19 protein-coding genes are annotated in these 22054 nt (G+C 70.0%); 10 read left to right on the plus strand and 9 right to left on the minus strand.

Features of this window, described 5'->3' with window-relative positions:
* Positions 1-12: 12 nt before the first annotated feature.
* The gene (locus tag H0523_RS11975) at positions 13-1641 is read right to left on the minus strand and encodes a mannitol dehydrogenase family protein (RefSeq protein ID WP_054428917.1); all 1629 of its coding nucleotides are present in this window, start codon (positions 1639-1641) and stop codon (positions 13-15) included.
* 265 nt (positions 1642-1906) lie between these two features.
* Here H0523_RS11975 and H0523_RS11980 point away from each other — a divergent pair, with 265 nt between their 5' ends.
* From H0523_RS11980 to pyrF, 3 genes are read left to right on the plus strand one after another with little or no spacing between them, the layout of a single operon-like run.
* Positions 1907-2305, plus strand: a complete 399-nt coding sequence (locus tag H0523_RS11980; protein WP_006391332.1) for a diacylglycerol kinase — start codon at positions 1907-1909, stop codon at positions 2303-2305.
* A 52-nt stretch (positions 2306-2357) separates the two neighbouring features.
* Entirely contained in the window at positions 2358-3677 is a 1320-nt protein-coding gene (locus H0523_RS11985) for an NAD(P)/FAD-dependent oxidoreductase (RefSeq protein ID WP_054428918.1), read from the plus strand.
* A gap of 8 nt (positions 3678-3685) precedes the next feature.
* The gene (gene pyrF, locus H0523_RS11990) at positions 3686-4504 is read left to right on the plus strand and encodes an orotidine-5'-phosphate decarboxylase (RefSeq protein WP_054428920.1); all 819 of its coding nucleotides are present in this window, start codon (positions 3686-3688) and stop codon (positions 4502-4504) included.
* A gap of 69 nt (positions 4505-4573) precedes the next feature.
* Here the strand turns inward: pyrF and H0523_RS11995 are convergent, their stop codons facing one another.
* From H0523_RS11995 to ribBA, 6 genes are all read right to left on the minus strand, one after another.
* A complete protein-coding gene (locus H0523_RS11995) occupies positions 4574-5140 on the minus strand; it encodes a CinA family protein (protein WP_054428922.1) in 567 nt (188 codons plus the stop codon).
* Positions 5137-5643 carry a phosphatidylglycerophosphatase A family protein gene (locus H0523_RS12000; protein ID WP_054428925.1) on the minus strand — a complete coding sequence of 169 codons (507 nt, stop codon included), beginning with the start codon at positions 5641-5643 and terminating at the stop codon, positions 5137-5139. Before H0523_RS12000 ends, H0523_RS11995 begins: the two co-directional genes overlap by 4 nt.
* 135 nt (positions 5644-5778) lie before the next feature.
* Complete coding sequence (gene thiL / locus H0523_RS12005) at positions 5779-6744, minus strand: thiamine-phosphate kinase (RefSeq protein ID WP_054460405.1); 966 nt, start codon at positions 6742-6744, stop codon at positions 5779-5781.
* Between the two features lie 252 nt (positions 6745-6996).
* Positions 6997-7488 (minus strand): transcription antitermination factor NusB, encoded by a 492-nt coding sequence (nusB, locus tag H0523_RS12010; protein WP_006391338.1) that lies wholly within the window; start codon positions 7486-7488, stop codon positions 6997-6999.
* Positions 7457-7987, minus strand: coding sequence for a 6,7-dimethyl-8-ribityllumazine synthase (gene ribH / locus H0523_RS12015; RefSeq protein ID WP_006391339.1), 531 nt, complete (start codon positions 7985-7987; stop codon positions 7457-7459). The genes nusB and ribH overlap by 32 nt, the downstream gene beginning before the upstream one ends.
* Before the next feature lie 10 nt (positions 7988-7997).
* On the minus strand, positions 7998-9173 hold the full coding sequence (gene ribBA, locus H0523_RS12020) for a bifunctional 3,4-dihydroxy-2-butanone-4-phosphate synthase/GTP cyclohydrolase II (RefSeq protein ID WP_054428927.1): 1176 nt from the start codon (positions 9171-9173) through the stop codon (positions 7998-8000).
* A gap of 147 nt (positions 9174-9320) precedes the next feature.
* Here ribBA and H0523_RS12025 point away from each other — a divergent pair, with 147 nt between their 5' ends.
* From H0523_RS12025 to phnE (H0523_RS12050), 6 genes are all read left to right on the plus strand, one after another.
* Positions 9321-10127, plus strand: a complete 807-nt coding sequence (locus H0523_RS12025; protein ID WP_054428928.1) for an HAD-IIB family hydrolase — start codon at positions 9321-9323, stop codon at positions 10125-10127.
* A 10-nt stretch (positions 10128-10137) separates the two neighbouring features.
* Positions 10138-10953: an IclR family transcriptional regulator gene (locus tag H0523_RS12030; protein ID WP_054428930.1), complete on the plus strand. Its 816-nt coding sequence runs from the start codon at positions 10138-10140 to the stop codon at positions 10951-10953.
* Between the two features lie 207 nt (positions 10954-11160).
* Positions 11161-12168 (plus strand): phosphate/phosphite/phosphonate ABC transporter substrate-binding protein, encoded by a 1008-nt coding sequence (gene phnD / locus H0523_RS12035; protein ID WP_054428931.1) that lies wholly within the window; start codon positions 11161-11163, stop codon positions 12166-12168.
* 5 nt (positions 12169-12173) lie between these two features.
* A complete protein-coding gene (gene phnC / locus H0523_RS12040; protein WP_054428933.1) occupies positions 12174-12944 on the plus strand; it encodes a phosphonate ABC transporter ATP-binding protein in 771 nt (256 codons plus the stop codon).
* On the plus strand, positions 12944-13843 hold the full coding sequence (gene phnE / locus H0523_RS12045) for a phosphonate ABC transporter, permease protein PhnE (protein WP_054428934.1): 900 nt from the start codon (positions 12944-12946) through the stop codon (positions 13841-13843). Before phnC ends, phnE (H0523_RS12045) begins: the two co-directional genes overlap by 1 nt.
* Positions 13840-14664 carry a phosphonate ABC transporter, permease protein PhnE gene (gene phnE / locus H0523_RS12050; protein ID WP_054428937.1) on the plus strand — a complete coding sequence of 275 codons (825 nt, stop codon included), beginning with the start codon at positions 13840-13842 and terminating at the stop codon, positions 14662-14664. Before phnE (H0523_RS12045) ends, phnE (H0523_RS12050) begins: the two co-directional genes overlap by 4 nt.
* 69 nt (positions 14665-14733) lie before the next feature.
* Here phnE (H0523_RS12050) and H0523_RS12055 read toward each other — a convergent pair whose 3' ends face one another.
* Positions 14734-18948, minus strand: coding sequence for an autotransporter domain-containing protein (locus H0523_RS12055; protein WP_082412370.1), 4215 nt, complete (start codon positions 18946-18948; stop codon positions 14734-14736).
* Between the two features lie 323 nt (positions 18949-19271).
* Here H0523_RS12055 and H0523_RS12060 point away from each other — a divergent pair, with 323 nt between their 5' ends.
* Positions 19272-20930 (plus strand): CYTH and CHAD domain-containing protein, encoded by a 1659-nt coding sequence (locus H0523_RS12060; RefSeq protein ID WP_054428938.1) that lies wholly within the window; start codon positions 19272-19274, stop codon positions 20928-20930.
* Positions 20931-21045: 115 nt separating this feature from the next.
* Here the strand turns inward: H0523_RS12060 and ftsY are convergent, their stop codons facing one another.
* On the minus strand, positions 21046-22038 hold the full coding sequence (gene ftsY / locus H0523_RS12065; RefSeq protein ID WP_257225119.1) for a signal recognition particle-docking protein FtsY: 993 nt from the start codon (positions 22036-22038) through the stop codon (positions 21046-21048).
* Positions 22039-22054 lie beyond the last annotated feature (16 nt).

The raw sequence follows: 22054 nt of genomic DNA on the forward strand, positions 1-22054 counted from the left end.
CGCGCCGCGAGGTCACATGCCCACGCCCGCCGCTTCCCGCGGCTGCGCCGCCGCATCGGCGTCAGCCGCATCCATGGCGTCGGCCAGCGCCAGGCTGTCTGACGGGACGATGGCCTCGGGTTCGCGCGCCACGGCTTCCAGCGCATGCAGCACGCCGTGTTCGCGCAGGGTCTCCAGCTGCGCGGCCAGCGCGGCCACGAACACCGGCTTCTCGCCCAGGTCGCCGAACACCGGCCGATAGCCGGCCAGCACCAGCGCGCGGCGATAGGCGGCCTGCTTGGGCGCCGCCGCCCGCGCCGCGACGTCGGCGCGGGCCACCAGCCTGGCCAGCGGCCTGGCCAGCGGATCCTGGATCGCATGGCTGGCGCCGTTCTCGTCCTCGCCGCGCAGATAGTGCAGCCAGGCCGCCACCGCCAGCGCCAGGCGGCGGATGTCGTCACCGCCGCGCAGGCGGTCGCGGATGGTGGCCAGCAGCCGCTGCGGCAGCTTCTGCGAACCGTCCATCGCGACCTGGCGCGTCGGCTGCGGCAGCGCCGGGTTGTCCACGCGCGCCAGGAAGCGCTGGCGATAGCCTTCCAGCCCCGAGTCCGGAATGCCCTTGAGCGTCGGCGCGATCTCGTGGCGCATCATGTCATCGAGGTACGCGCGCAGCGCCGGCAGGATCGCGGCTTCGCGGATGGTCTCGATGCCCAGCAGCGCGCCCAGGTAGGCCAGCGCCGAATGCGGACCGTTGACCATGCGCAGCTTCAGGCGTTCGTAGGGCGCGGCGTTGGCCACGAAGGTCACGCCCGCCGCTTCCCAGGCGGGACGGCCGGCCGCGAACTTGTCCTCGATCACCCAGTTCAGGTAGGGCTCGCCGACCACCGGCCAGGCGTCTTCCATGCCCAGCCGCTGCGTGATGCGCGCGCGGTCCTCGTCGCGGGTGGCCGGCACGATGCGGTCGACCATGGAATTGGGAAAGGTGCAGTGCGCGTCGATCCAGCCGGTCAGCGCCACGTCCAGCCGCAGCGCGAAGGCCAGCACCAGGCTGCGCAGGGTGTCGCCGTTGGCCTGCAGGTTGTCGCAGGACAGCAGCGTCAGCGCCGGCAGGCCGCGTTCGCGCCGCAGCGCCAGGCCGTAGACCAGCATGCCGATGGCGCTGCGCGGGCGGATCGGGTTTTCCAGGTCATGCAGGATGTCGGGGTCGTCCCAGCGCAGGTGGCCGGTGGCCGGCTCGTGGCAATAGCCCTTCTCGGTGATGGTCAGGCTGACGATGCGCGTCTGCGGATAGGCGATGCGTTCGAGCACGGCGTTGGGGTCTTCCTCGGCCACCATCACGCGCTGCACCGCGCCCACCACGCGCAGTTGCTCGCGCGGCTGGCCGTCGGCGTCATGGTCGCGCAGCGCCAGCGTATAGAGGCCGTCCTGCGGCGCCAGCGCGTCGCGGGTGGCGGGGCTGCGCAACGACACGCCCAGGATGCCCCAGCTGAGGTCCTGGCTGGCCGCCATCGCCATGTCCGTCACCACCGCCTGGTGCGCGCGGTGAAAGGCGCCCAGCCCCAGGTGCACGATGCCCGGCGTGAGCCGGCTGCGATCGTAGGCGGGTTTTTCCACGTCTGCGGGAAGACGCGCCAAAGACTCCGTATTCAAGCGTTCGAGCATGGATTGCCGTGCCATAGAGCGCCGTCATGCGTCTGCCGCGTGGCCTGCAGATAGGCGCGTTGGTAGGGAAATTGCACACGGCGGGCGGGGTCGATGCCCCGCCGCGGGTCCGCGCGTCGCAAGGGTATCGCATGGGCGTGACGAAGGCAAAACGTAACTCGACGTTACCAAGACATGCCCGGCCGGCCTGCCCGCCCCTCGCCGCGCCACGCCGGCAATCCATATCTGTTAAAAAGCCGCCACACCCGGCCTTATTACATTCCCCATGTCGACCGATCCGCATCACTCGCCCTACAAAAGCACCGGCGGCCTGCGCCGCATCCTGAATGCGCTGCGCTACTCGCTGCAGGGTCTGCAGGCCGCCATCAAGTACGAAGCGGCCTTCCGCCAGGAACTGGCGCTGGCCGTGCTGCTGATCCCGGCCGCGTTCTTCCTGGGCCGCACCACGGTCGAGGTATTCTTCCTCATCGGCACCGTGGTGCTGGTGCTGGCGGTGGAACTGCTGAATTCGGCGGTCGAGGCGCTGGCCGACGCCTTGTCGGTGGACACCCATCCGCTGCTGGGCCGGGCCAAGGACCTGGGCAGCGCCGCCGTCATGCTGCTGTTGCTGTTCACCGTGGCTGTCTGGGTCGGCGTGGCGGTCAGCCGCTTCGTGATGCACTGAACCCCGGCGCAGGCTTGCCCGTCCGGGGGCCCGCGCCTCTATACTGGGAGCCATGATGCCCAACTCGACGCCAGCCACCTCGGAACGTATCGTCATCGTCGGCGGAGGGGCCGGCGGCCTCGAACTGGCCGCCAAGCTCGGCCGCGTCCATGGCCGCCAGCACGTCACGCTGGTCGACAGCCGCCCGTTCCACATCTGGAAGCCGTCGCTGCATGAAGCGGCGGCCGGCACACTGGACATCCACCAGGAAGGCCTGTCCTACCTGATGCTGGCGCACCTGAACGGCTTTTCCTTCGCGCAGGGCCAACTGGTCGGCGTCGACCGCGAACGCCGCCAGGTCACCGTGGACGCCGTGGCCGACGCGCAAGGCCAGGAAGTGCTGCCGCGCCGCGAACTGGCCTACGACACGCTGGTGCTGGCGCTGGGCAGCACCTCCAACTTCTTCAATACCCCGGGCGCGGCCGAACACGCCGTCACGCTCGACACCACCGAGAACGCCGAGCAGTTCCGCCTGACCATGCTCAAGGCCATGGCGCTGGTCGACCAGGCCAAGGTGCGCGACCCGTCGGCGCGGCTGGACCTGGTGATCGTCGGCGGCGGCGCCACCGGCGTCGAGCTGGCGGTGGAACTGGTCGAGGCCAGCCACGTGGTCAGCGCCTACGGCCTGCCGAATTTCCGTGCCGAGCGCGACCTGGCGATCACGCTGGTCGAGGGCGCGCCGCGCATCCTGTCGGCGCTGCCCGAGAAGATCTCCACCGCCGCCACCGCGCGGCTCACCGAGCTCGGCATCCGCGTCGAAACCGCCTGCCGGGTCTCGGAAGTCACCGCCGATTCGGTCAAGACCGCCGACGGCCGCGAATTCCCCGCGCGGCTGTGCATGTGGGCCGCCGGCATCAAGGGCCCGGCCCTGCTGGCCGAGCTGGACCTGCCGCTGAACAAGCTGGGCCAGCTCGAAGTCAACGAACGGCTCGAAACCGCCGATCCGCACATCCTGGCGCTGGGCGACTGCTGCGCCGCGCCCTGGCGCGACGGCCGCACCGTGCCGGCGCGCGCCCAGGCCGCGCACCAGCAGGCCGACTACCTGTGCAAGAAGCTCACCGCGCGCCTGCGCCGCGCGGCCGAGCCCACCGCCCCCTACGTCTACGAGGACCACGGCTCGCTGGTCTCGCTGGGCCAGGACGCCGGCGTGGGCAGCCTGATGGGCAAGCTGGCCGGACGGGGACTGTTCGTAAGCGGTACACTGGCGCGCCTGATGTACATGAGCCTGCACCTGATGCACCACAAAGCGGTGCTGGGCATCTCACGCACCGCCTCCCTGGCCCTGGCGCGCCTGCTCATGCGGCGCACGCGCCCCCGGGTCAAACTGCACTGAACCTCCCCATGAATTTCCTCCAAAGACTCGAACACGCCTGGACCACCAGCAACTCGCTCCTGCAAGTCGGGCTCGATCCCGACCCGCAGCGCTTCCCGCGCGAACTGCAGGACAAGCCGGACGCGATCTTCCAGTTCTGCCGCGACATCGTCGACGCCACCGCGCCGTACGCCTGCAGCTTCAAGCCGCAGATCGCCTACTTCGCCGCGCACCGCGCCGAAGAGCAGCTCGAAGCGCTGTGCCAGCACATCCGCGACAAGCATCCCGACCTGCCCATCGTGCTGGACGCCAAGCGCGGCGACATCGGCTCCACCGCCGAGAACTACGCCCGCGAAGCCTACGAGCGCTATCAGGCGCACGCGCTGACGGTCAGCCCGTACATGGGGCTGGACTCGGTCGAGCCCTACCTGGCCTGGCGCGACCGCGGCGTGATCGTGCTGTGCCGCACCTCCAACCCCGGCGGTTCGGACCTGCAGTTCCTCAAGATGGATAACGGCGAGCCCCTGTACCTGCACGTGGCGGGGCTGGTGGCCGACAAGTGGAATGCCAACGGCCAATGCGGCCTGGTGGTGGGCGCGACCTTCCCGAACGAGCTGGCCGCGGTGCGCCAGCGCATCGGCGACGCGGTGCCGCTGCTGGTGCCCGGCATCGGCGCCCAGGGCGGCGACATCACCGCCACGGTCAACGCCGGCGCCAACGCCGCGCGCAACGGCATGATGATCAACTCGTCGCGCGCCATCATCTACGCCAGCGGCGGCGACGACTGGCGCGAAGCCGCCGGCAAGGCGGCGCGCGGCCTGCGCGACGCCATCAACGCGGTGCGCTGAGCGCCGCTTGCGGGGGCCGCCCGGCCCCCGCCGCGATATTCCCGGGCCGCGCCATGACGCGCGGCCTCTTCAACGCCGGTTGACCGGCGCTCCCAGCAGTTCCAGCACGCCGCGCAGCGCGAATTCAACCGCCTGCTGGCGCACCTGCGCGCGGTCGCCGCTGAACACGTGGGTGACGGCGCGGCTGCTGATGCCGTCGCCGACGCGCTGCGCGAAGCCGAAGCACACCATGCCCACCGGCTTGCCCGGCGTGGCGCCGCCCGGGCCGGCGATGCCGGTGGTGGACACCGCCACCTGCGCCGCCGGCGACGCCAGCAGCACGCCGTTGGCCATCTCCAGCGCCACCGGTTCGCTGACCGCGCCGAAGTGATGCAAGGCATCCGGCGACACGTCCAGCTCGGCGACCTTGGCGTCGTTGCTGTACGTGATGAAGCCGCGGTCGAACCATTCGCTGGAGCCCGGCACCGCGGTCACGGCGCCGGCCAGCAGGCCGCCGGTGCACGATTCGGCGGTGCCCAGGATCAGGCCCAGGCGCCGCAGGGTATCGCCCAGCCGCTCGGCCAGGCCGTAGGCGGTGGCCTGCGCCAGTTGTTCGGCCGACAGATTGGACCGCGTGCTTTCGTGTTGCTGGTTCATCCCAAGACTCCTGTGCGCACGGCCAGCGCCATGATCAGCAAGGCGTATCCGGCCGCGACGATATCGTCCCACATTACCCCGAAACCGCCCTTCAGGCGGGCATCGAAGAACTTGATGGGCGGCGGCTTGACGATGTCGAACGTGCGGAACAGCACGAACGCCAGCGCCTGCGACAACCAGCCGGCCGGCGTCAGCCACAGCACCAGCCAGAACGCCACCATCTCGTCCCACACCATTCCGACATGATCGGGCTGCTGGAGTTCGCGGCCGACGCGGTCGCAGGCCCAGCAGCCGTACAGGAAGGCCAGCGCCAGGAAGATGCCGATAGCCAGGTCGGAAGCGGCCGGCGCGGCCGCGACCCAGATGATCCAGGCCAGCAGCGTGCCCCAAGTGCCCGAGGCGGGCCGGATCAGGCCGCTGCCCAGGCCGAAGGCGATCAGCCGGCCGGGATCGCGGCAGACCCAGGACAGCGAGGGATAGACCGCGCGCGAGCGTTCGCGCATCGACGGGGAATGGGGGGCAGAGGACGGCATGGATGAGGGCCTGGTGATGGCTGGAGAATGGCGGCGTGGAAGGCGATGCCTGTGGCAGCGATTGTGCCAGGGTTTGGCGACGCGCCTCGCCAGGCCGGCGGCCGCTCAGGCCGCGGGGAAATGATCGAAACCGGCGGGCAGCTGGGCCAGCGCTTGCCCGTCGGCGTCCAGCACCGCCAATCCCGGCTGGGCCACGATGCGGCCCACCCGGGTCACGCGCGCGCCCACCGCCTGCGCGGCGGCCAGCACGGCGTCGCGGCGGGCGGCCGGCGCGGTGAAACAAAGCTGGTAGACGTCGCCGCCGCCCAGCACGGCGCGGCGCACCGGATCGGCGGGCATGCCGGCCAGCGCGGCGGCCACGGGCATGCGGTCTTCCCGCAGCACCGCGCCCACGCGGCTGGCCGCGAGGATATGGCCCAGGTCCTGCAGCAGGCCGTCGGAAATATCGATGGCGGCGTGCGCGGTGCCGCGCAGCGCCAGCCCCAGCGCCACCTGCGGCTCGGGCCATTCCAGCGCGCCGCGGGTCGCGGCCAGCCGCGCCGCGTCGGCCGGGTACTGTCCGTCGAGCAGGCGATAGGCCACGTCGGCCGCGCCCAGCTCGCCGGACACCCAGATATCGTCATCCGCCCGCGCGCCATCGCGGCGCAGCGCGGCGCCGGCCGGCACGGCGCCGAACACGGTCACGCTGATGGCCAGGTCATGGGCGCTGCGGGTGGTGTCGCCGCCGATCAACGGGCAGCCATGGACCGCGGCCAGCGCATGGAACCCGTCGGCAAACGCCGCCAGCCAAGGCTCATCCAGCCGCGGCAGCGCCAGCCCCAGCACGCAACCAATCGGCCGCGCACCCATGGCGGCCAGATCCGACAGGTTCACCGCCAGGGCCTTGTGCCCCAGCGCCTTCGGATCGACATCGGGAAAGAAATGCCGGCCTTCCAGCAGCAGATCCGTGCTGGTGGCCACCTGTTCGCCGGGCGGCACGGGAAACAACGCGCAGTCATCCCCCACGCCCAGCAGCCCCGCCGGCGCGGAGCGCGTGAAATAGCGCGCGATCAGATCGAATTCGGACGCCACGACAACTCCGCAGTCCGGCGCAACAGCCGGTATTGACTCCCAAACAGGAGCCCCGCTCCAAAGGGAGGATCGCCAAAGGAACGAGGGAAAGCTCACCGCAATAGGAAGCTTGCCCCAGGAAGCTCACCCCAAAAAAATGGGCTCCCCAAATGAAATAGGCCTCCCCAGACCCGGGCCGCGCGGATCCGGCTCCGCCGGTCCGCAGCGGCGCCCCCCTGGGGGGGAAGCGCGCAGCGCTTCGGGGGGGAAGATCTACTTCTTGATTTCGTGCGCGCGCACGTCCGCAGCCAGCTTGTCGAGCACGCCGTTGACGAACTTGAAGCCGTCGGTGCCGCCGAACGACTTGGCCAGTTCCACGGCTTCATTGATGGCGACCTTGTACGGCACTTCGACATGATGGATCAGTTCGAAGCTGCCGATCAGCAGGATGCCATGCTCGACCGGCGACAGCTCGGCCAGCGGGCGGTCGACGTAGGGCGTGAAACGCTCGCGCAGCGCGGGCGCTTCGCGCAGGACGCCATGCAGCAAGGTCTTGAACCACTGCGCGTCGGCCTCGGAGAATTCCTCGGTGTCGCGCAGGTGGGCGTCGATCTCGCCGGCGTCCTGCGTGCCTTCGCCGCCGCGCAGCAGCCACGCGTACACGCCCTGCAGCGCGAATTCGCGCGCACGGCGGCGCGCGCTGCGGGCGTTGGCGCGGGCTTGCGCCGCGCTATCAGCGCTGGTCGTCGTCTTCTTCGTCGTCAAAATCTTCGTCCTCGTCTTCGTCGTCTTCGTCTTCTTCCTCGGGCTCCAGGGCCGCCACCAGGTTGGCCATTTCGACGGCCACCTGGGCGCAGTCGCGGCCCTTGCCGGCGGCGCGGGCTTGCGCCTGCTCGTCGGTGTCCACGGTCAGCACGCCGTTGGCGACCGGGATGCCGGTCTCGAGGGAGATGCGGGTGATAGCAGTGGCCATTTCGTTGCTGACCACTTCAAAGTGATAGGTCTCGCCGCGGATGACCGCGCCCAGCGCGATCAGGGCGTCGAACTCGAACGTCTCGGCCATGTGCGACAGGGCCACGCCCAGTTCCAGGGCGCCGGGCACGGTGGCGACCATCACGTCGCGCTCGTCCACGCCGAGTTCGGCCAGTTCCTTCAGGCACGCTTCGAGCTCGGCCTGGCCGATCTCTTCGTTGAAGCGGGCGCGTACGATGCCGATGTGCAGCCCTTCGCCGTTCAGGTCGGGGGTAAGGATGTAAGGGTTCATGTGTCGGCCTTCAGTGTGTTGCGGGAGTGTTCAGAGGGTCGCAATCGTAACCCGTAATGGTGAGCGAGAAGCCCGCCATGCTGGGCATCTTGCGCGGCCGGGCCAGCAGCCTCATCTGGCCCACGTTCAGGTCGCGCAGGATCTGGGCGCCGATGCCGTAGGTGCGCAGGCCGAAACGGTCGGCGTTGGCGGGGTTGGCATTGGCCTTGGGGTCGTTCCAGCCGGCGATCTGCGCGAACAGGTGTTCGGTGGAGGACTGGCAGTTCATCAGCACCAGCACGCCGGCCGGCGCCTGCGAAATGGTCTGCAGGGCCTGCGCCACGCCCCAGCTGTGCGGGCTGGCGCCGGTATCCAGCACGTCCAGCACCGAGGCCGGCTCGTGCACGCGCACCAGGGTCTCGACGTCAGGCGTCACGGTACCATGCACCAGCGCCAGGTGGGCCGAGCCGGTGGCCGCGTCTTCGTAGGCCACGGCCTCGAACGTGCCCCAGGCGGTCTGCATGCTGCGCTTGCCGACGCGCTTGACGATGGATTCGTGCTCGCTGCGGTATTGGATCAGGTCGGCGATGGTGCCGATCTTCAGGCCGTGTTCGCGGGCGAATTCGACCAGGTCGGGCAGGCGCGCCATGGTGCCGTCCGGCTTGAGGATCTCGCAGATCACGGCGGCCGGGGTCAGGCCGGCCATGGCGGTCAGGTCGCAGCCCGCCTCGGTGTGGCCGGCGCGCACCAGCACGCCGCCGGGCACGGCGCGTACCGGGAAGATATGGCCGGGTTGGACCAGGTCGGACGGCTTGGCGTCGCGCGCCACCGCCACCTGGATGGTGCGGGCGCGGTCGGCGGCCGAAATGCCGGTCTCGACGCCTTCGGCGGCCTCGATCGACTGGGTGAAATTGGTGCCGTATCGCGTGCCGTTGCGGGCCGCCATCAGGGGCAGGTCCAGCTGGCGGCAGCGCTCTTCGGTCAGGGTCAGGCACACCAGCCCGCGGCCGTGGGTGACCATGAAGTTGATGGCTTCGGGCGTGACGAATTCGGCGGCCATGACGAGGTCGCCTTCATTTTCACGGTCTTCCTCGTCAACCAGGATGACGATGCGGCCGGCGCGCAGCTCGGCGATGATCTCGGCGACCGAGGCGATATCGAAGGATTCCGGCTCGGAGCCGGGCAACGGGGACAACTGGACGGACATGGCGGGCACGCAAACCAGGCGGGAAAGCCCGGATTTTACCGCCCCTGGCGCCATATCCCCTACCGGACCGCGCCGCCCCCGCCCAAACAGGGCCGTCCGGTTAAACTTTCGGCCGGAGAACACCCCATAAAACCAAGGAAAAACGCCATGCAAGCCCTTGCGGCCATGCCTTCGACCGTCGCGGCGGGGATCCGCGTCGTGCTCACCGACATCGACGACACCCTGACCACCGAAGGCCGGCTGCCGGCCGACGCCTACGCCGCCCTGGAACGCCTGGAACAGGCCGGCATCCAGGTGGTGCCGATCACCGGCCGCCCGGCCGGCTGGTGCGACCACATCGCCCGCATGTGGCCGGTGCGCGCGGTGGTCGGCGAGAACGGCGCGTTCTACTACGCCTACGACCGCCAGGCGCGCCGCATGGTCACGCACTACTGGACCGACGCGGCCTCGCGCCAGGCCAGCCGCAAGCAGCTGGACGCCATCCGCGACCGGGTGCTGGCCGAGGTGCCCGGCGCCGCCGTCGCCAGCGACCAGGACTACCGCGTGGCCGACCTGGCCATCGACTTCTGCGAGGACGTGCCGCCCCTGCCCGAGGCCGACATCGGCCGCATCGTGCGCATCTTCGAAGACGCCGGCGCCCAGGCCAAGGTCAGCTCCATCCACGTCAACGGCTGGTTCGGCGACTACGACAAGCTGACCATGACGCGCACCCTGTTCCAGCGCGAATTCGGCATCGACGTGGCCAGCGCGCTCGACAGCACGCTCTTCATCGGCGACTCGCCCAACGACGAACCGATGTTCGCCTACTTCCCGGTCTCGGTCGGCGTGGCCAACATCCAGTCGCAGCTGCACCGCCTGACGCGCCGGCCCGCCTACGTGGCCGCGTTCCATGGCGGCGCCGGCTTCACCGAGATGGCCGACCGCCTGCTGGCCGCCCGCGCCGTCACCGCCTGAGGCACGCACCGTGGCCACCACCAAACCCGCCGCCCCCGCCGCCAACGACGGCCGCCGCAGCATCCAGTCCATCGAAGTCGGCGTGCCGCTGCTGGCCGCGCTGGTCGACGCCGCCAAGCCGTTGACGCTGCGCGACCTGGCCGCCGGCGCCGGCATGACCTCGGCCAAGGCCCACCCCTACCTGGTCAGCTTCATCCGCGTCGGCCTGGTGCAGCAGGACAGCATCACCGGCCAGTACGAGCTGGGGCCGTTCGCCCTGCAGATGGGACTGGTCAGCCTGCAGCGGCTGGATCCGGTGCGCATCGCCATGCCCGAGATCGCCAAGCTGCAATCCGAGATCGGCCACACCCTGGGGATCGCGGTGCTGGGCTCGCACGGCCCCACCATGATCCACATGACCGAGGCCAGCTACCCGGTGCACGTGAACATGCGCAAGGGCACCGTGATGTCCATGCTGCACACCGCCACCGGCCTGGTGTTCGCGGCCTGGCTGCCGCCCAAGGTCAGCGAGCACTACATCGCCCGCGAGGAAGGCGACACCGCCGTCATCGCCAGCGTGCCGCCGCCGCGCAAGGCCACCCGCGCCAACATCGAGGCGCAACTGGCCGACATCCGCGTGCACGGCATGGCGCGCGCCCTGGGCAACCCGCTGCCGGGCGTCGACGCCCTGTCGGTGCCGGTATTCGACAACACCGGCAACATCGTGCTGGCGCTGACCAGCCTGGGCCCCACCGGCCTGTTCGACGTGTCCTGGGACGGCGCCATCGCCCGCCCCCTGCTGGCCTGCGCGCAGGAAATCTCGCGCAAGCTCGGCTACCGCGCCTGACCTGTCTCCCCGCCTGACCCACGCCCCGCGGCGGATCTCCCGATCCGCCCGCGGGCCGTCGCCTCGTTCGCGCAGAAACGAATTCCAAGCGAACAAAACGAACAAATCCCGAAAAAAAAGGCAGGGACTTTCCCAAGTGTCCGTCCCCCGCTTGTATGTTTGAATTCAGTTACCAGTCATATTCAGACCTATAAGAGGAGACATACGATGCGCGCATTGCGTCACCTGCAAGCGGCCTCGCTGGCCGCGCTCGCGGTCGGAGCGTTCGGGGCGTCCACCGCCCACGCCGCCGACACCTGCCCGAACCGGGGCGACCTGGACCAGATGTACTGCGACGCCAACAAGGACCTGGTGGCCGACACGCCCACCGATCCGGCCAAGCTCAAGACGCCGTCGACCCTGGTGTTCACCTACACCCCGGTGGAAGACCCGGCGGTGTACGAAGACATCTTCAAGCCGTTCACCAAGCACCTGTCCGAATGCACCGGCAAGCGCGTGGTGTTCTACCAGGTGCAGAGCAACGCCGCCGAGATCGAGGCCATGCGCTCGGGCCGCCTGCACGTGGGCGGCTTCTCCACCGGCCCCACCGCCTTCGCCGTGAACATCGCCGGCGCGGTGCCGTTCGCCGTCAAGGGCTACGCCGATGGCTTCCAGGGCTACAACCTGATCGTCATCGTCAAGAAGGACAGCCCCTACCAGAAGCTCACCGACCTCAAGGGCAAGAAGCTGGCGCACACCGCGCCGTCGTCGAACTCCGGCCACATGGCGCCCGTGGCGCTGTTCCCCAAGGAAGGCCTGACGCCCGACAAGGACTACAAGGTGGTGTTCTCGGGCAAGCACGACCAGTCCGTCATGGGCGTGAACTCGGGCGACTACGACGCCGCCGCCGTGGCCTCGGACGTGTTCAAGCGCATGATCGAGCGCGGCCAGGTCAAGGAAGCCGACTTCCGCGTCATCTACAAGAGCGAGAAATTCCCCACCTCGTCGTTCGCCTACGCGCATGACCTGGAGCCGAAGTTCCGCGACCAGATGCTCAAGTGCTTCTACGACTACCGCTTCCCGGCCGAGATGTCCAAGGCCTTCGACGGCGCCGACCGCTTCTATCCGGTGACCTATCAGAAGGACTGGGCCATCGTGCGCCAGGTCGCCGAATCCGGCGGCGAAAGCTTCAACCGCGCCGCCTACGACCGCGAATCCGCCAAGAGCAAGAAGTAATCAGCATGACGACGTCGCTACGCATTTCCGGCCTGGTCAAGGAATACCGGGCCGGCCGGCCGGTACTGAACGGCATCGACCTGCAGATCGCGGGACGCGGCCTGACCGCCATCATCGGCCCCTCCGGCACCGGCAAGAGCACGCTCCTGCGCTGCATCAACCGGCTGATCGAGCCGACCCGCGGCGAGATCGTGCTGGAGTCCGGCGACGGCGCGGTCGACCTGGCCCGGGTGCGTGGCGCGTCGCTGCGGCGCGCGCGCCGGCGCATCGGCATGGTGTTCCAGGAATACAACCTGGTCGAACGCCTGACCGTGATGGAAAACCTGCTGACCGGACGGCTGGGCTACACCGGCGCCTTCAAGGCCTGGACCCGCCGCTTCGAGGCCGAGGACATCGAGCACGCCTACCAGCTGCTCGATACCGTCGGCCTGGCGGGTTTCGCCGACCAGCGCGCCGACGCCCTGTCGGGCGGCCAGCGCCAGCGCGTGGGCATCGCCCGCGCGCTGATGCAGCGTCCGCAACTGCTGCTGGCCGATGAGCCGACCTCGTCGCTCGACCCCAAGACCTCGGTCGAGATCATGGAGCTGCTGGCGGCGCAGGGCGACGCCAGCGGCATCCCCGTGATCGTGAACATCCATGACGTCGAACTGGCGCGGCGCTACGCCGGCCGCATCGTCGGCATGTCGGGCGGCCACGTGGTCTATGACGGCGACGGCCATGGCCTGGACGCCAACATGCTCAAGACCATCTACGGAGGCGAGTCTTGGCTGGCGTAATGACTCCTCGTCCGTCCCACCCGCGTCCCTTCGCGCTGTCCGGCCGCGCCAAGGCCGGCGTGCTGCTGCTGGTGCTGTACACGGTCTACGCGGCCGCGCAGCTGGACTTCAGCTGGGCCCGCTTCGAAAGCGGCATGGGCCATGCGTCGACCTTCCTGGCGCGCATGTTCCCGCCCAATTTCGAGAAGCCCGCCACGCTGTGGAAGGGCATCGCCGAGAGCCTGGAGATCGCCGTGCTGGCCTCGGTGCTGGGCATCCTGTTCGCGCTGCCCGTGGGCCTGCTGGGCGCGCGCAACCTGATGCCGGCGTGGGTCTCGTGGCCTGCCCGTTCGCTCGTGGCGCTGTGCCGCGCCCTGCATCCGGTGATCGTCGCCATCCTGTTCGTCAAGGCCGTGGGCTTTGGCGCGCTGGCCGGCATCCTGGCGCTGACGGTGGCCTCGATCGGCTTCATCGGCAAGCTGTTCACCGAGGCCATCGAGGAAATCTCGCTCAAGCAGGTCGAAGCGGTGCGCGCCACCGGCGCCTCGTTCGCCAACGTGCTCGCCTTCGGCGTGCTGCCGCAGGTGTTCGCGCGCTTCATCGGCTTTGCCACTTACCAGTTCGACTCGAACCTGCGCAACTCCACCATGGTCGGCATCGTCGGCGCCGGCGGCGTGGGCGGCACGCTGTTCTCGGCCTTCCAGCGCTTCGACTACGACTTCGTCAGCGCCATCCTGCTGACCCTGATCGCCATCATCATGCTGGGCGAGATCCTGGCGGGCTTCGTGCGCGCCGTGTTCCTGGACAACCTGGGCTTCGACCGCATCCTGCAGGGCCGCTTCGCCGGCGCCCGCGGCCTGGGCTCCAGCGCCTCCAAGGCGGCCTACCGGGCCGCGCGCAAGACGGAGGCGGACAAATGAACACGCACGCCCCCACCCTGCCCACCGCCAACGCGCCGCGCGTCTGGCACCGCTACAGCCTGGGCCAGCGGCTGCTGCGCTTCGCCCTCTACCTGCTGCTGGTGGCCGCCATCGTGCAGGCCATCCGCGGCGTCGAGGTCATCCCGGAGTTCCTGTACGACGCGCCCGAGCAGATGGCCGACCTGTTCCAGCGCATGTGGCCGGTGGACTGGGCCCACTATCGCGGCGGCGTGCACGACGCGCTGATCGAGACCCTGCACATCGCCACGCTCGGCACCATCCTGTCGGTCATCATGGCGGTGCCCGTGGGCCTGCTGGCGGCCAACAACCTCACGCCCAGCAAGACCATCAACATGCTCGCGCGCCTGGTCCTGGTGTCCAGCCGCTCGGTCAACTCGCTGGTCTGGGCGCTGCTGTTCATCGCCATCTTCGGCCCCGGCGCGCTGGCCGGCACGCTGGCCATCGCGTTCCGCTCCATCGGCTTCGTCGGCAAGCTGGTGGGCGAAGCGATCGAGGAAGCGCAGCGCGGCCCGATCGAGGCCGTCACCGCCACCGGCGCCAGCAAGGCCTCGGTGATCTGGTACGCCTACTGGCCGCAGATCCGCCCGGCGTTCTGGTCCATCGTGCTGCTACGCTGGGACATCAACGTGCGCGAATCCGCCGTGCTCGGCCTGGTCGGCGCCGGCGGCATCGGCATGGCGCTGGACACCGCGCTCAACCTGTTCCAGTGGGACCGCGTCGCGCTGGTGCTGGCCGCCATCTTCGTGGTGGTGGTGCTGGCCGAGATCCTCATCACCCAGGCGCGCAAGCGCATCCTCTGACGCGCCCGCAAACGACGTTCCTTTGCGCCGCCTGGCAACGGGCGGTTTTTTTTGCCCGCGCGGGACGCATCAGAAGCGGATCGCGAGATTGGCCCGCACCCCATGATCCCGCGCCGCGCTGGCTAACTGCCCCTGGTAGGCCAGGCCGAAGCTGGTGCTGCGCGTGACCTGCAGATCCAGGCCCGCCTCGATCACCGCGCTGTCACGGGCGATGGCCACGCCCGCCACCGTGAACGCGTCGCCGGCCGAGAAGGCCTGCGTCGTCACCGGCGTGACGTCGCCCAGCGCATGACGCCAGCCGAGCGACCCGCGCGCCATGGCCTGCGCCCGGCCCAACGCGAAGCCGGACGCGGCCCGCAGGCCCAGCGTCGTGAAGCGGGTCTCGGTGGTCTGCCCGCTGGCGTGCAGCGCGGCGGGGCCGCCGCTTTCACGATAGCCGTCGGTGCGCAGGTTGACGTAGGCCAGGCTGGCGAACGGTTCGAGCGCGACGGCCGCCATCTCGATGCGATACCCCAGGTCGATGAAGGCCTGCGCGGTGCCGCCGTCATAGCTGGCCTTGAGGCGGTCGGCCAAGCCCGGCATGGCGACCGAGCGGCGCGTGGCGATGTCGTGCCAGCTATAGGCCAGCCCGCCGCGCAGGCCCCACGCGCCCCATTGGCCGCCGCCGTAGGCGCCCAGGTGGTAGTTGTCGCTGTGGCCGGACGACGCGCGGTCGTTGACGTCGAAGTCGGTGCGGCTGTAGCCCGCCATCAGGCCAAGCCGCCAGGCGTCGCCGACCGGCGCGTCGACTCCCATCAGGAAGCCGCCGGTCGAACTCTTGGCGCGGGCGGCATTGCCGTCGCCGTCGATCCGGCTCCAGCTGCCCGTGCCCTGGATCCAGCTGGCGGGCCCGTTCAGGTCGGCCGGCAATGGCGCGCCGCCGCCGAGCGCCGCCACCAATGGCGCGGGACCGGTGCCGTTGCCGGCGGCCGCGCGCAGGCGGCCGCTCATGGCGTCGCGCAGGTAACGGCTGTCCTGCAGCAGCAAGGTCTTGGCCGAGGCGTGCAGCTCGCCGGACAACTGATCGAAGCCGGCTCGCAGCGCGCCCGCATCGTCCGGCAGGCGCACGACGGCGTCATACAGCGCATGCCCGCCGGCCAGGCCGATGCTGTCGATGGCCGCGGCCGCGGCGCGCTGATTGCGCGTCGCGCCCTTCGACGCCATGCCGGCCTGGTTGCGCGCCAGGTTCAGCGACACGCGGCCCGCGCCGTAGTCGTAGTCCAGGCTGGGCGTGAGGAACGCGAAATCGGACGACACGGTATCGAAGCGGCCGGACAGCGTGCCGTCCACTTCCATGATCGTGTAGCTGGCGCGCAGACCGTAGTTGCCGCTGGCGCCGATGTGCACGACCGAACCGCCGTTGAGCGTGGCGTTGCCGGTGACGTGGACGCGGTCGGCGCTACCGCCCGCGGGATCCGCCTCGACCAGATAACGCGCCCCCGGCTGCATCACCAGGTCGCCGTCGATGGTCAGCATGCCGATCGAATTGCCCGGTGACAACACGCCGCCATTGGCCACGGTGACCCTCGACCCCACGCCAGCGCCGATCGTGCCATTGCCGCCCAGCACGCCGCCATCGGCCACCGTGAACGAACCGCCCAGCCGGCCGTTGATCGCCAGCCGGCCGCCATTGACGAGCGTGCGGCCGGTGAAGCCGGAACCGTCGCCCTTCAGGTCGAGCACGCCCTCGCCGGCCTTGATCAGGTCGCCGCTGCCCGACAGCGCACCGGTCAGGCCCAGCGTGGTGTTGGCGGCCACGTCGAAGCCGCCCGACTGCGTCACGGTAACGGCGCGCGCCGTATCGAACGTCGCGGTGGTCGCCAGCATGCCACCGCCCTCGAGCGCCAGGCCACCGGCGACGGCGCCCAGGTTGGCGTCGCGCTCGACCTCCAGCGCGCCACCCGTGACGCGCGTGCCGCCGCTGTAGGTGTTGGCGCCACTCAACACCAGCGTCCCGGCGCCGGCCTTGGTCAGCGTCCTGCCATTCCAGCCGGTCGCCGCGTTGGCGGCCTGGTCGGCCAGCGCCGCGCCCACCGTGAACCGATCCGTGGCGTTGGCCAGCGTGAACGTGCCATGCGCCAGGCTGTTGCCGGCGGTCCAGGTCAGGCCGTAGCTGGCCAGGTATTGGCGGCTGTCGGCCGACTTGCGCGTGTTGACGCTCAGATAGTCCACCGCGCCAGCGAAGCCGCCGGTGCTCAGCGTGGCGAAGTCGCCGTTGATGGCGGTGGCGGCGTCGATCAGCACGACATCGGTAAGGGTCGTGCTTGCAATGCCGCCCAGCCGGAAGGTCACGTCGGCGCCGAGCGTGACGATGTTGGCGCGCAGCGGCACGTTCCCGCCCGCCATGATGTCCAGCACCGTGTGGTCCGCCATGTCGAGTTCCCCCGACACCGCCAGCGTCGCCGGCCCCCGCAGCGCCAGCGTGCTGCCGGCGCCCGACACTTTCAGATCGGCGGCCACCCGGTTGGCCGCGCCAACGCCGCCATCGCCGTATTGCAGCGTCCCGCCCGTCACTTCCGCCGCCCCGCCCAACTGGCCCAGCACCACCAGCCGACCGCCCGACACCGTGGTCTTGCCCAGGAAGGCGCCATTGGCGCCCGTCAGCAGGGTGGTGCCGGCCACCTGGTTCAGGCCGTGGATGCCGCTGCCCACGCTCGACAGCCGCGTCGCGAAGCGATAGGCCGTGTCGGTATGGTTGAAGTTCAGCGTGGCGCGGCCGGCGCCGAACTCGAGCGCGGCCGCATTGAGCGTGCCGGCGCCCGCCGCCGGCTCGGACACGGGCGCGCCGATGTTCAGCGTGCCCGAGCCGCCGAACGGGAATATCGCGCCGTTGACCAGCGAGACGGTGCCGTTGCCGCCCACGCCGACATTGACGCTGCCGCCGTCGGCGATGGTCAGCGTGCCGGCGCCTGCGCCCAGACCGAACCCCAGGTTCATCGCGCCGGCATTGTTCCAGGTCGCGCCGGCGCCGCTGACCACCACATCGCCGCTGCCGCCCACGCTGCCCACGAAACTGTCGGTGTTCGACACCAGGCCGCCCGCGCCGATGTTCAGCACGCCCCGACCCGACACATCGCCCACCCGCAGCATGCCGCCGTTGACCCAGGCCGAACCGGATCCCGACACGTTGACGGTCCCGCTGCCATTCTGGTTGCGCCCGATGTAGCCGTCGTTGCTGGTCACATACCCGCCAGCCAGGATCGATACGCGGCCCTGCCCGCCTTCCGACCCGACCAGCAGCGCCGCGCGATTGCTCCAGAGCGACCCGGCATCGGCCACCGTCACTGTCGCCACGCCGTTCTGCAGCGCATCGACCGTGGCGAACTGGTTCGAGACCGTGCCGCTGTTGGAGACGCTCAATTCAGCAGGCCCGGCGCCGCCGACGAACAGATTGCCGGTGAGGGCCCAGGTCGACCCGGAATTGGATACCTTGACCCTGGCCGTGGCGCCGGCCGCCACGCCGGCATCGATCCGCCCTTCCTCCGTGCCCAGTACGTTGAGGATCCGCAGTTCGCCGCCGCTGACGGTGGTATCGCCGTTGAAGCGCGCGCTGTCGCCCAGCAATTGCGTGATGCCGGCGTAATGATTGAGCTGGTGGCGGCCCGCCGCGCTGCTGACCAGCGCCGAACTGAAGAGCACCGTGCTCACCGAGTTGAAGTTCAGCGAGCCCCTGCCCGCGCCAAAGCGGACCTCCGCCGCGTCCAGCACGCCCGCGGCATCGGTGGACACGCTGCCGGGCGCGCTGCCGATGTTGATGACGCCGACCGCGCCGGGATTGCGGGCCAGCTCGGCAAACCCCTGGCCATTCGCGCCCACCGTGACCGAGCCGTGGTTGGCGAGCGTCAGCGTGCCGCTGCCGCTGGCGCCGACGACCAGGCTGCCGTTCATGATCCAGTACGCGCCCAGGCCCGAGACCTTCGCCGTGCCCACGCCGCCCGTCGTCAACCCCAGCCACCCACTGGCGCTGCGCACGGCCGCCCCCGGGGGTTCGATCTGCAGCGAACCGGCCGCGGTATTGCCGACGATGAGGTCATTGGCATCGCCCCAGTTCACCACGGGCGTCACGTCGCCGGTCACCGCCGCGCCGGCCACCGCCTGCGCGGCGGGCACGGCGCAGGCCAGCGCCAGGACGGCCGCCAGCGCCATGGCGGGCGCCCCGCCCTTGGCCCGCCCCCGGGCGTGCTCGCTGGCCACCTGCCACTGGCCCGTGGCTCGGCTCTGGACGATGCGATAGGTGCGGTTCATGGGCCTCTCTTCTTTCTTGTCATGGCCCGTCGCCGGCAGTGCCGGGGCGGGCGCGAATGGGTCTCGAGGCCCCGCGAAAAGCGTCCGGCCCGCCAATTACAATTAGAAAAGTTCGACCCCGCTTTGCCTATCACTGAAACTGGGTAATTGAGCGGACGCAATCAACGCCCAGAATGTCGGTCGAACGGCTTGCGGACGATTGTTGATGCACCGCAACCCGGTCTATGCTCGAACGAGCATTTGTGAAATAAATATGACCGGTCATCAAACATCCCTCCCCCTTTGATTAAGATCTCGGCTTTTGCCGTTGGACACCCGCCGCCATGTCGGAACAGGAACTAAAACTGCACGTGCCCACGGCTTCCCGCCAGGCCGTGCTGCGAGAGATCAAGCAACGCGAGGCGACGCGCATCCGCCTGCATGCGATGTACTTCGACACGCCCGAGCGTGAGCTGGCCAAGGCCCGCATCGCCATTCGCCTGCGCCAGGAAGGCCGCGACTGGGTGCAGACCCTCAAGATGCCCGGCATCAACGCCATCACCCGCATCGAACTGAACCACCCGCGGCCCGGCCCCGTGCTCGACCTGTCGGTCTACGCCGGCACCGAAGTCGAGGCCGCGCTGGCCGCCATCAAGGGCGAACTCGGCCTGCGCTATGAAACCGACGTGCAGCGCATGCTGCGCAAGGTGCGCACCCGCTACGGCACGGTCGAGCTGGCCTATGACACCGGCATCCTGCGCGCCGGCGCGCTGGAGCTGCCGATCTCCGAACTCGAATTCGAACTGGTCTCGGGCCGCCCCGCCGCCATCTTCGCGGTCGCGCGCGGCTGGCAGCAGCGCCACAGCCTGGTGCTGGACCCGCGCAGCAAGTCCGAGCGCGGCGACGCGCTGGCCCAGCTGGCGCAGCGCCTGGCCGACGTCGACGCCATCCCCGGCGACGACCTCGACAGCCGCCGCGCCCAGGCCATCGCCCAGTTCTGGGCGCCGCGCGGCGCCGCCGCCGTCAAGCTGCGCGAAGACATGACCGCGCCCCAGGCCATGGGCCGCATCGCCGCCGAATGCCTGGACCAGATCGCGCGCAACGCCGCGGTGCTGGCCGAGGTCGACACCGAAGGCGTGTACCGCGCCGGCAACTCCGAACACGTGCACCAGCTGCGCGTCGGCATCCGCCGCCTGCGCTCGGGCTGGAAGCTGTTCGACGGCTGGATCGCGCCGGTCCCCGACGCCATCATGCAGGGCGTGCGCGCGCACTTCGCCGCCTTCGGCGCCAACCGCGACCAGGACGTGCTGAACGAAACCGTGGCCCCCGCGCTGATGCGCGCCGGCATGCCGGTCATCCCCATGGAAGCGGCGCCGCCCGAACAGGACGCCCGCGCCATCGCCGGCGGCAAGGCCTTCCAGGCCTGGCTGCTGGAATTGCTGGAATGGAGCCTGGACGTGCCGCCCGCGGTGCCGACCAGCGACGGCCTGCCGATCGCCAACGGCATGCCCAGCGACGTCGCGCCCGAACCGGCCATCCGCCTGGAAGGCGGCGTCGCCGGTCCCAGCGTCAAGCCCACCATCATCCCGATGCTGGCGCCCGAGCCCGACACGCGGCAGCTGCACAAGCAGCTGGCGCGGCGCCTGCATCGCTGGCACAGCAAGGTGGCCGACCAGGGCACCCAGTTCGCCGCGCTCGACATCCCCACCCGCCACGACCTGCGCAAGCGCGGCAAGCGCCTGCGCTACAGCCTGGCCTTCGCCGAATCGCTGTTGCCGCCGACCAAGCTGCGCGGCTACCGCAAGCTGCTGTCGCGGGTGCAGGACATCCTGGGCGAGATCAACGACCTGGCCGTCGCCAAGGACTACTACGAGTCGTGTACGGCCACGCATCCGCAGGCCTGGTTCGCGCTGGGCTGGATCAGCGCGCGCCTGGAGGAACTGGCGGTGGATGCGCAACGCGCCTTCGACGACCTGGCCGGCAGCAAGCCCTTCTGGAAATAAGGCGACGCGATCCTTCGCGGATCGCGTTTGCGCCCGCCACAAACACCGCGCCCCACGCCTCCGATACCGGAGACGTGGGGCGCGGTGTTTTCAGCGCGGGGCGCCGCGGCCGGGATCAGTCGGCCAGCAAGGCGCCGGCGAATTCGTCGGCCACGAACGGCTGCAGGTCTTCCAGGCTCTCGCCCACGCCGATCCAGTACACCGGGATCGGCCGCACGCCCTGGCTGCCCGCCGCCACCGCCGCCAGCGTGCCGCCCTTGGCGGTGCCGTCCAGCTTGGTCACGACCAGGCCCGTCAGGGTGATGGCCGCGTCGAACGCGCGGATCTGCGCCAGCGCGTTCTGGCCGGTGTTGCCGTCCACCACCAGCAGCACCTCGTGCGGCGCGGCCGGGTCGGCCTTGCCGATGACGCGGCGGATCTTCTTCAGTTCTTCCATCAGGTGCAGCTGGGTCGGCAGGCGGCCGGCCGTGTCCACCATCACCACGCCCACGCCGCGCGCGCGGCCGGCATTGACCGAGTCGAACGCCACCGCCGCCGGATCGCCGCCGTCCTGCGAGATCACGGTGACGTTGTTGCGGCTGCCCCATTCGATCAGTTGCTCGCGCGCGGCGGCGCGGAACGTGTCGCCCGCGGCCAGCAGCACGCTGGCGCCCTGGCGCTGGAAGGTATGGGCCAGCTTGCCGATGGACGTCGTCTTGCCGGCGCCGTTGACGCCCGCGATCATTACCACCAGCGGCTGCGTGCGCTTCAGGTCGAAGGCGCGCTCCAGCGGGCGCAGGTGATCGGCCAGCAGCTGGCGCAGCGCGGTCTTGACCTTGGCGGGGTCCTCGATGCGCTCTTTCTTGACCCGCGCGCGCAGCGCGGTCAGCAGCTTCTCGGTGGCCTCCAGGCCCGCATCGGCCATAATGAGCGCCGATTCGAGTTCCTCGAACAGGTTCTCGTCGACCTTGACGCCGACGAAGATGCCGCCAATGCTCTGGCCGGTGCGCGACAGGCCCTGCTTGAGCCGCGACAGCCAGGACGCCTTCTTGGGCGCGGCTTCCGGTTCGGGCGCGGCGGGCGCCGCGGCGACCGGCGCCGGAGGCGTGACGGCGGGCGGCGACGCCACCGGCGCGGGTGCAACC

Origin of the sequence: Achromobacter insuavis, assembly GCF_902859645.1 — a bacterium.
Taxonomy (GTDB): Bacteria; Pseudomonadota; Gammaproteobacteria; order Burkholderiales; family Burkholderiaceae_B; genus Achromobacter; species Achromobacter insuavis.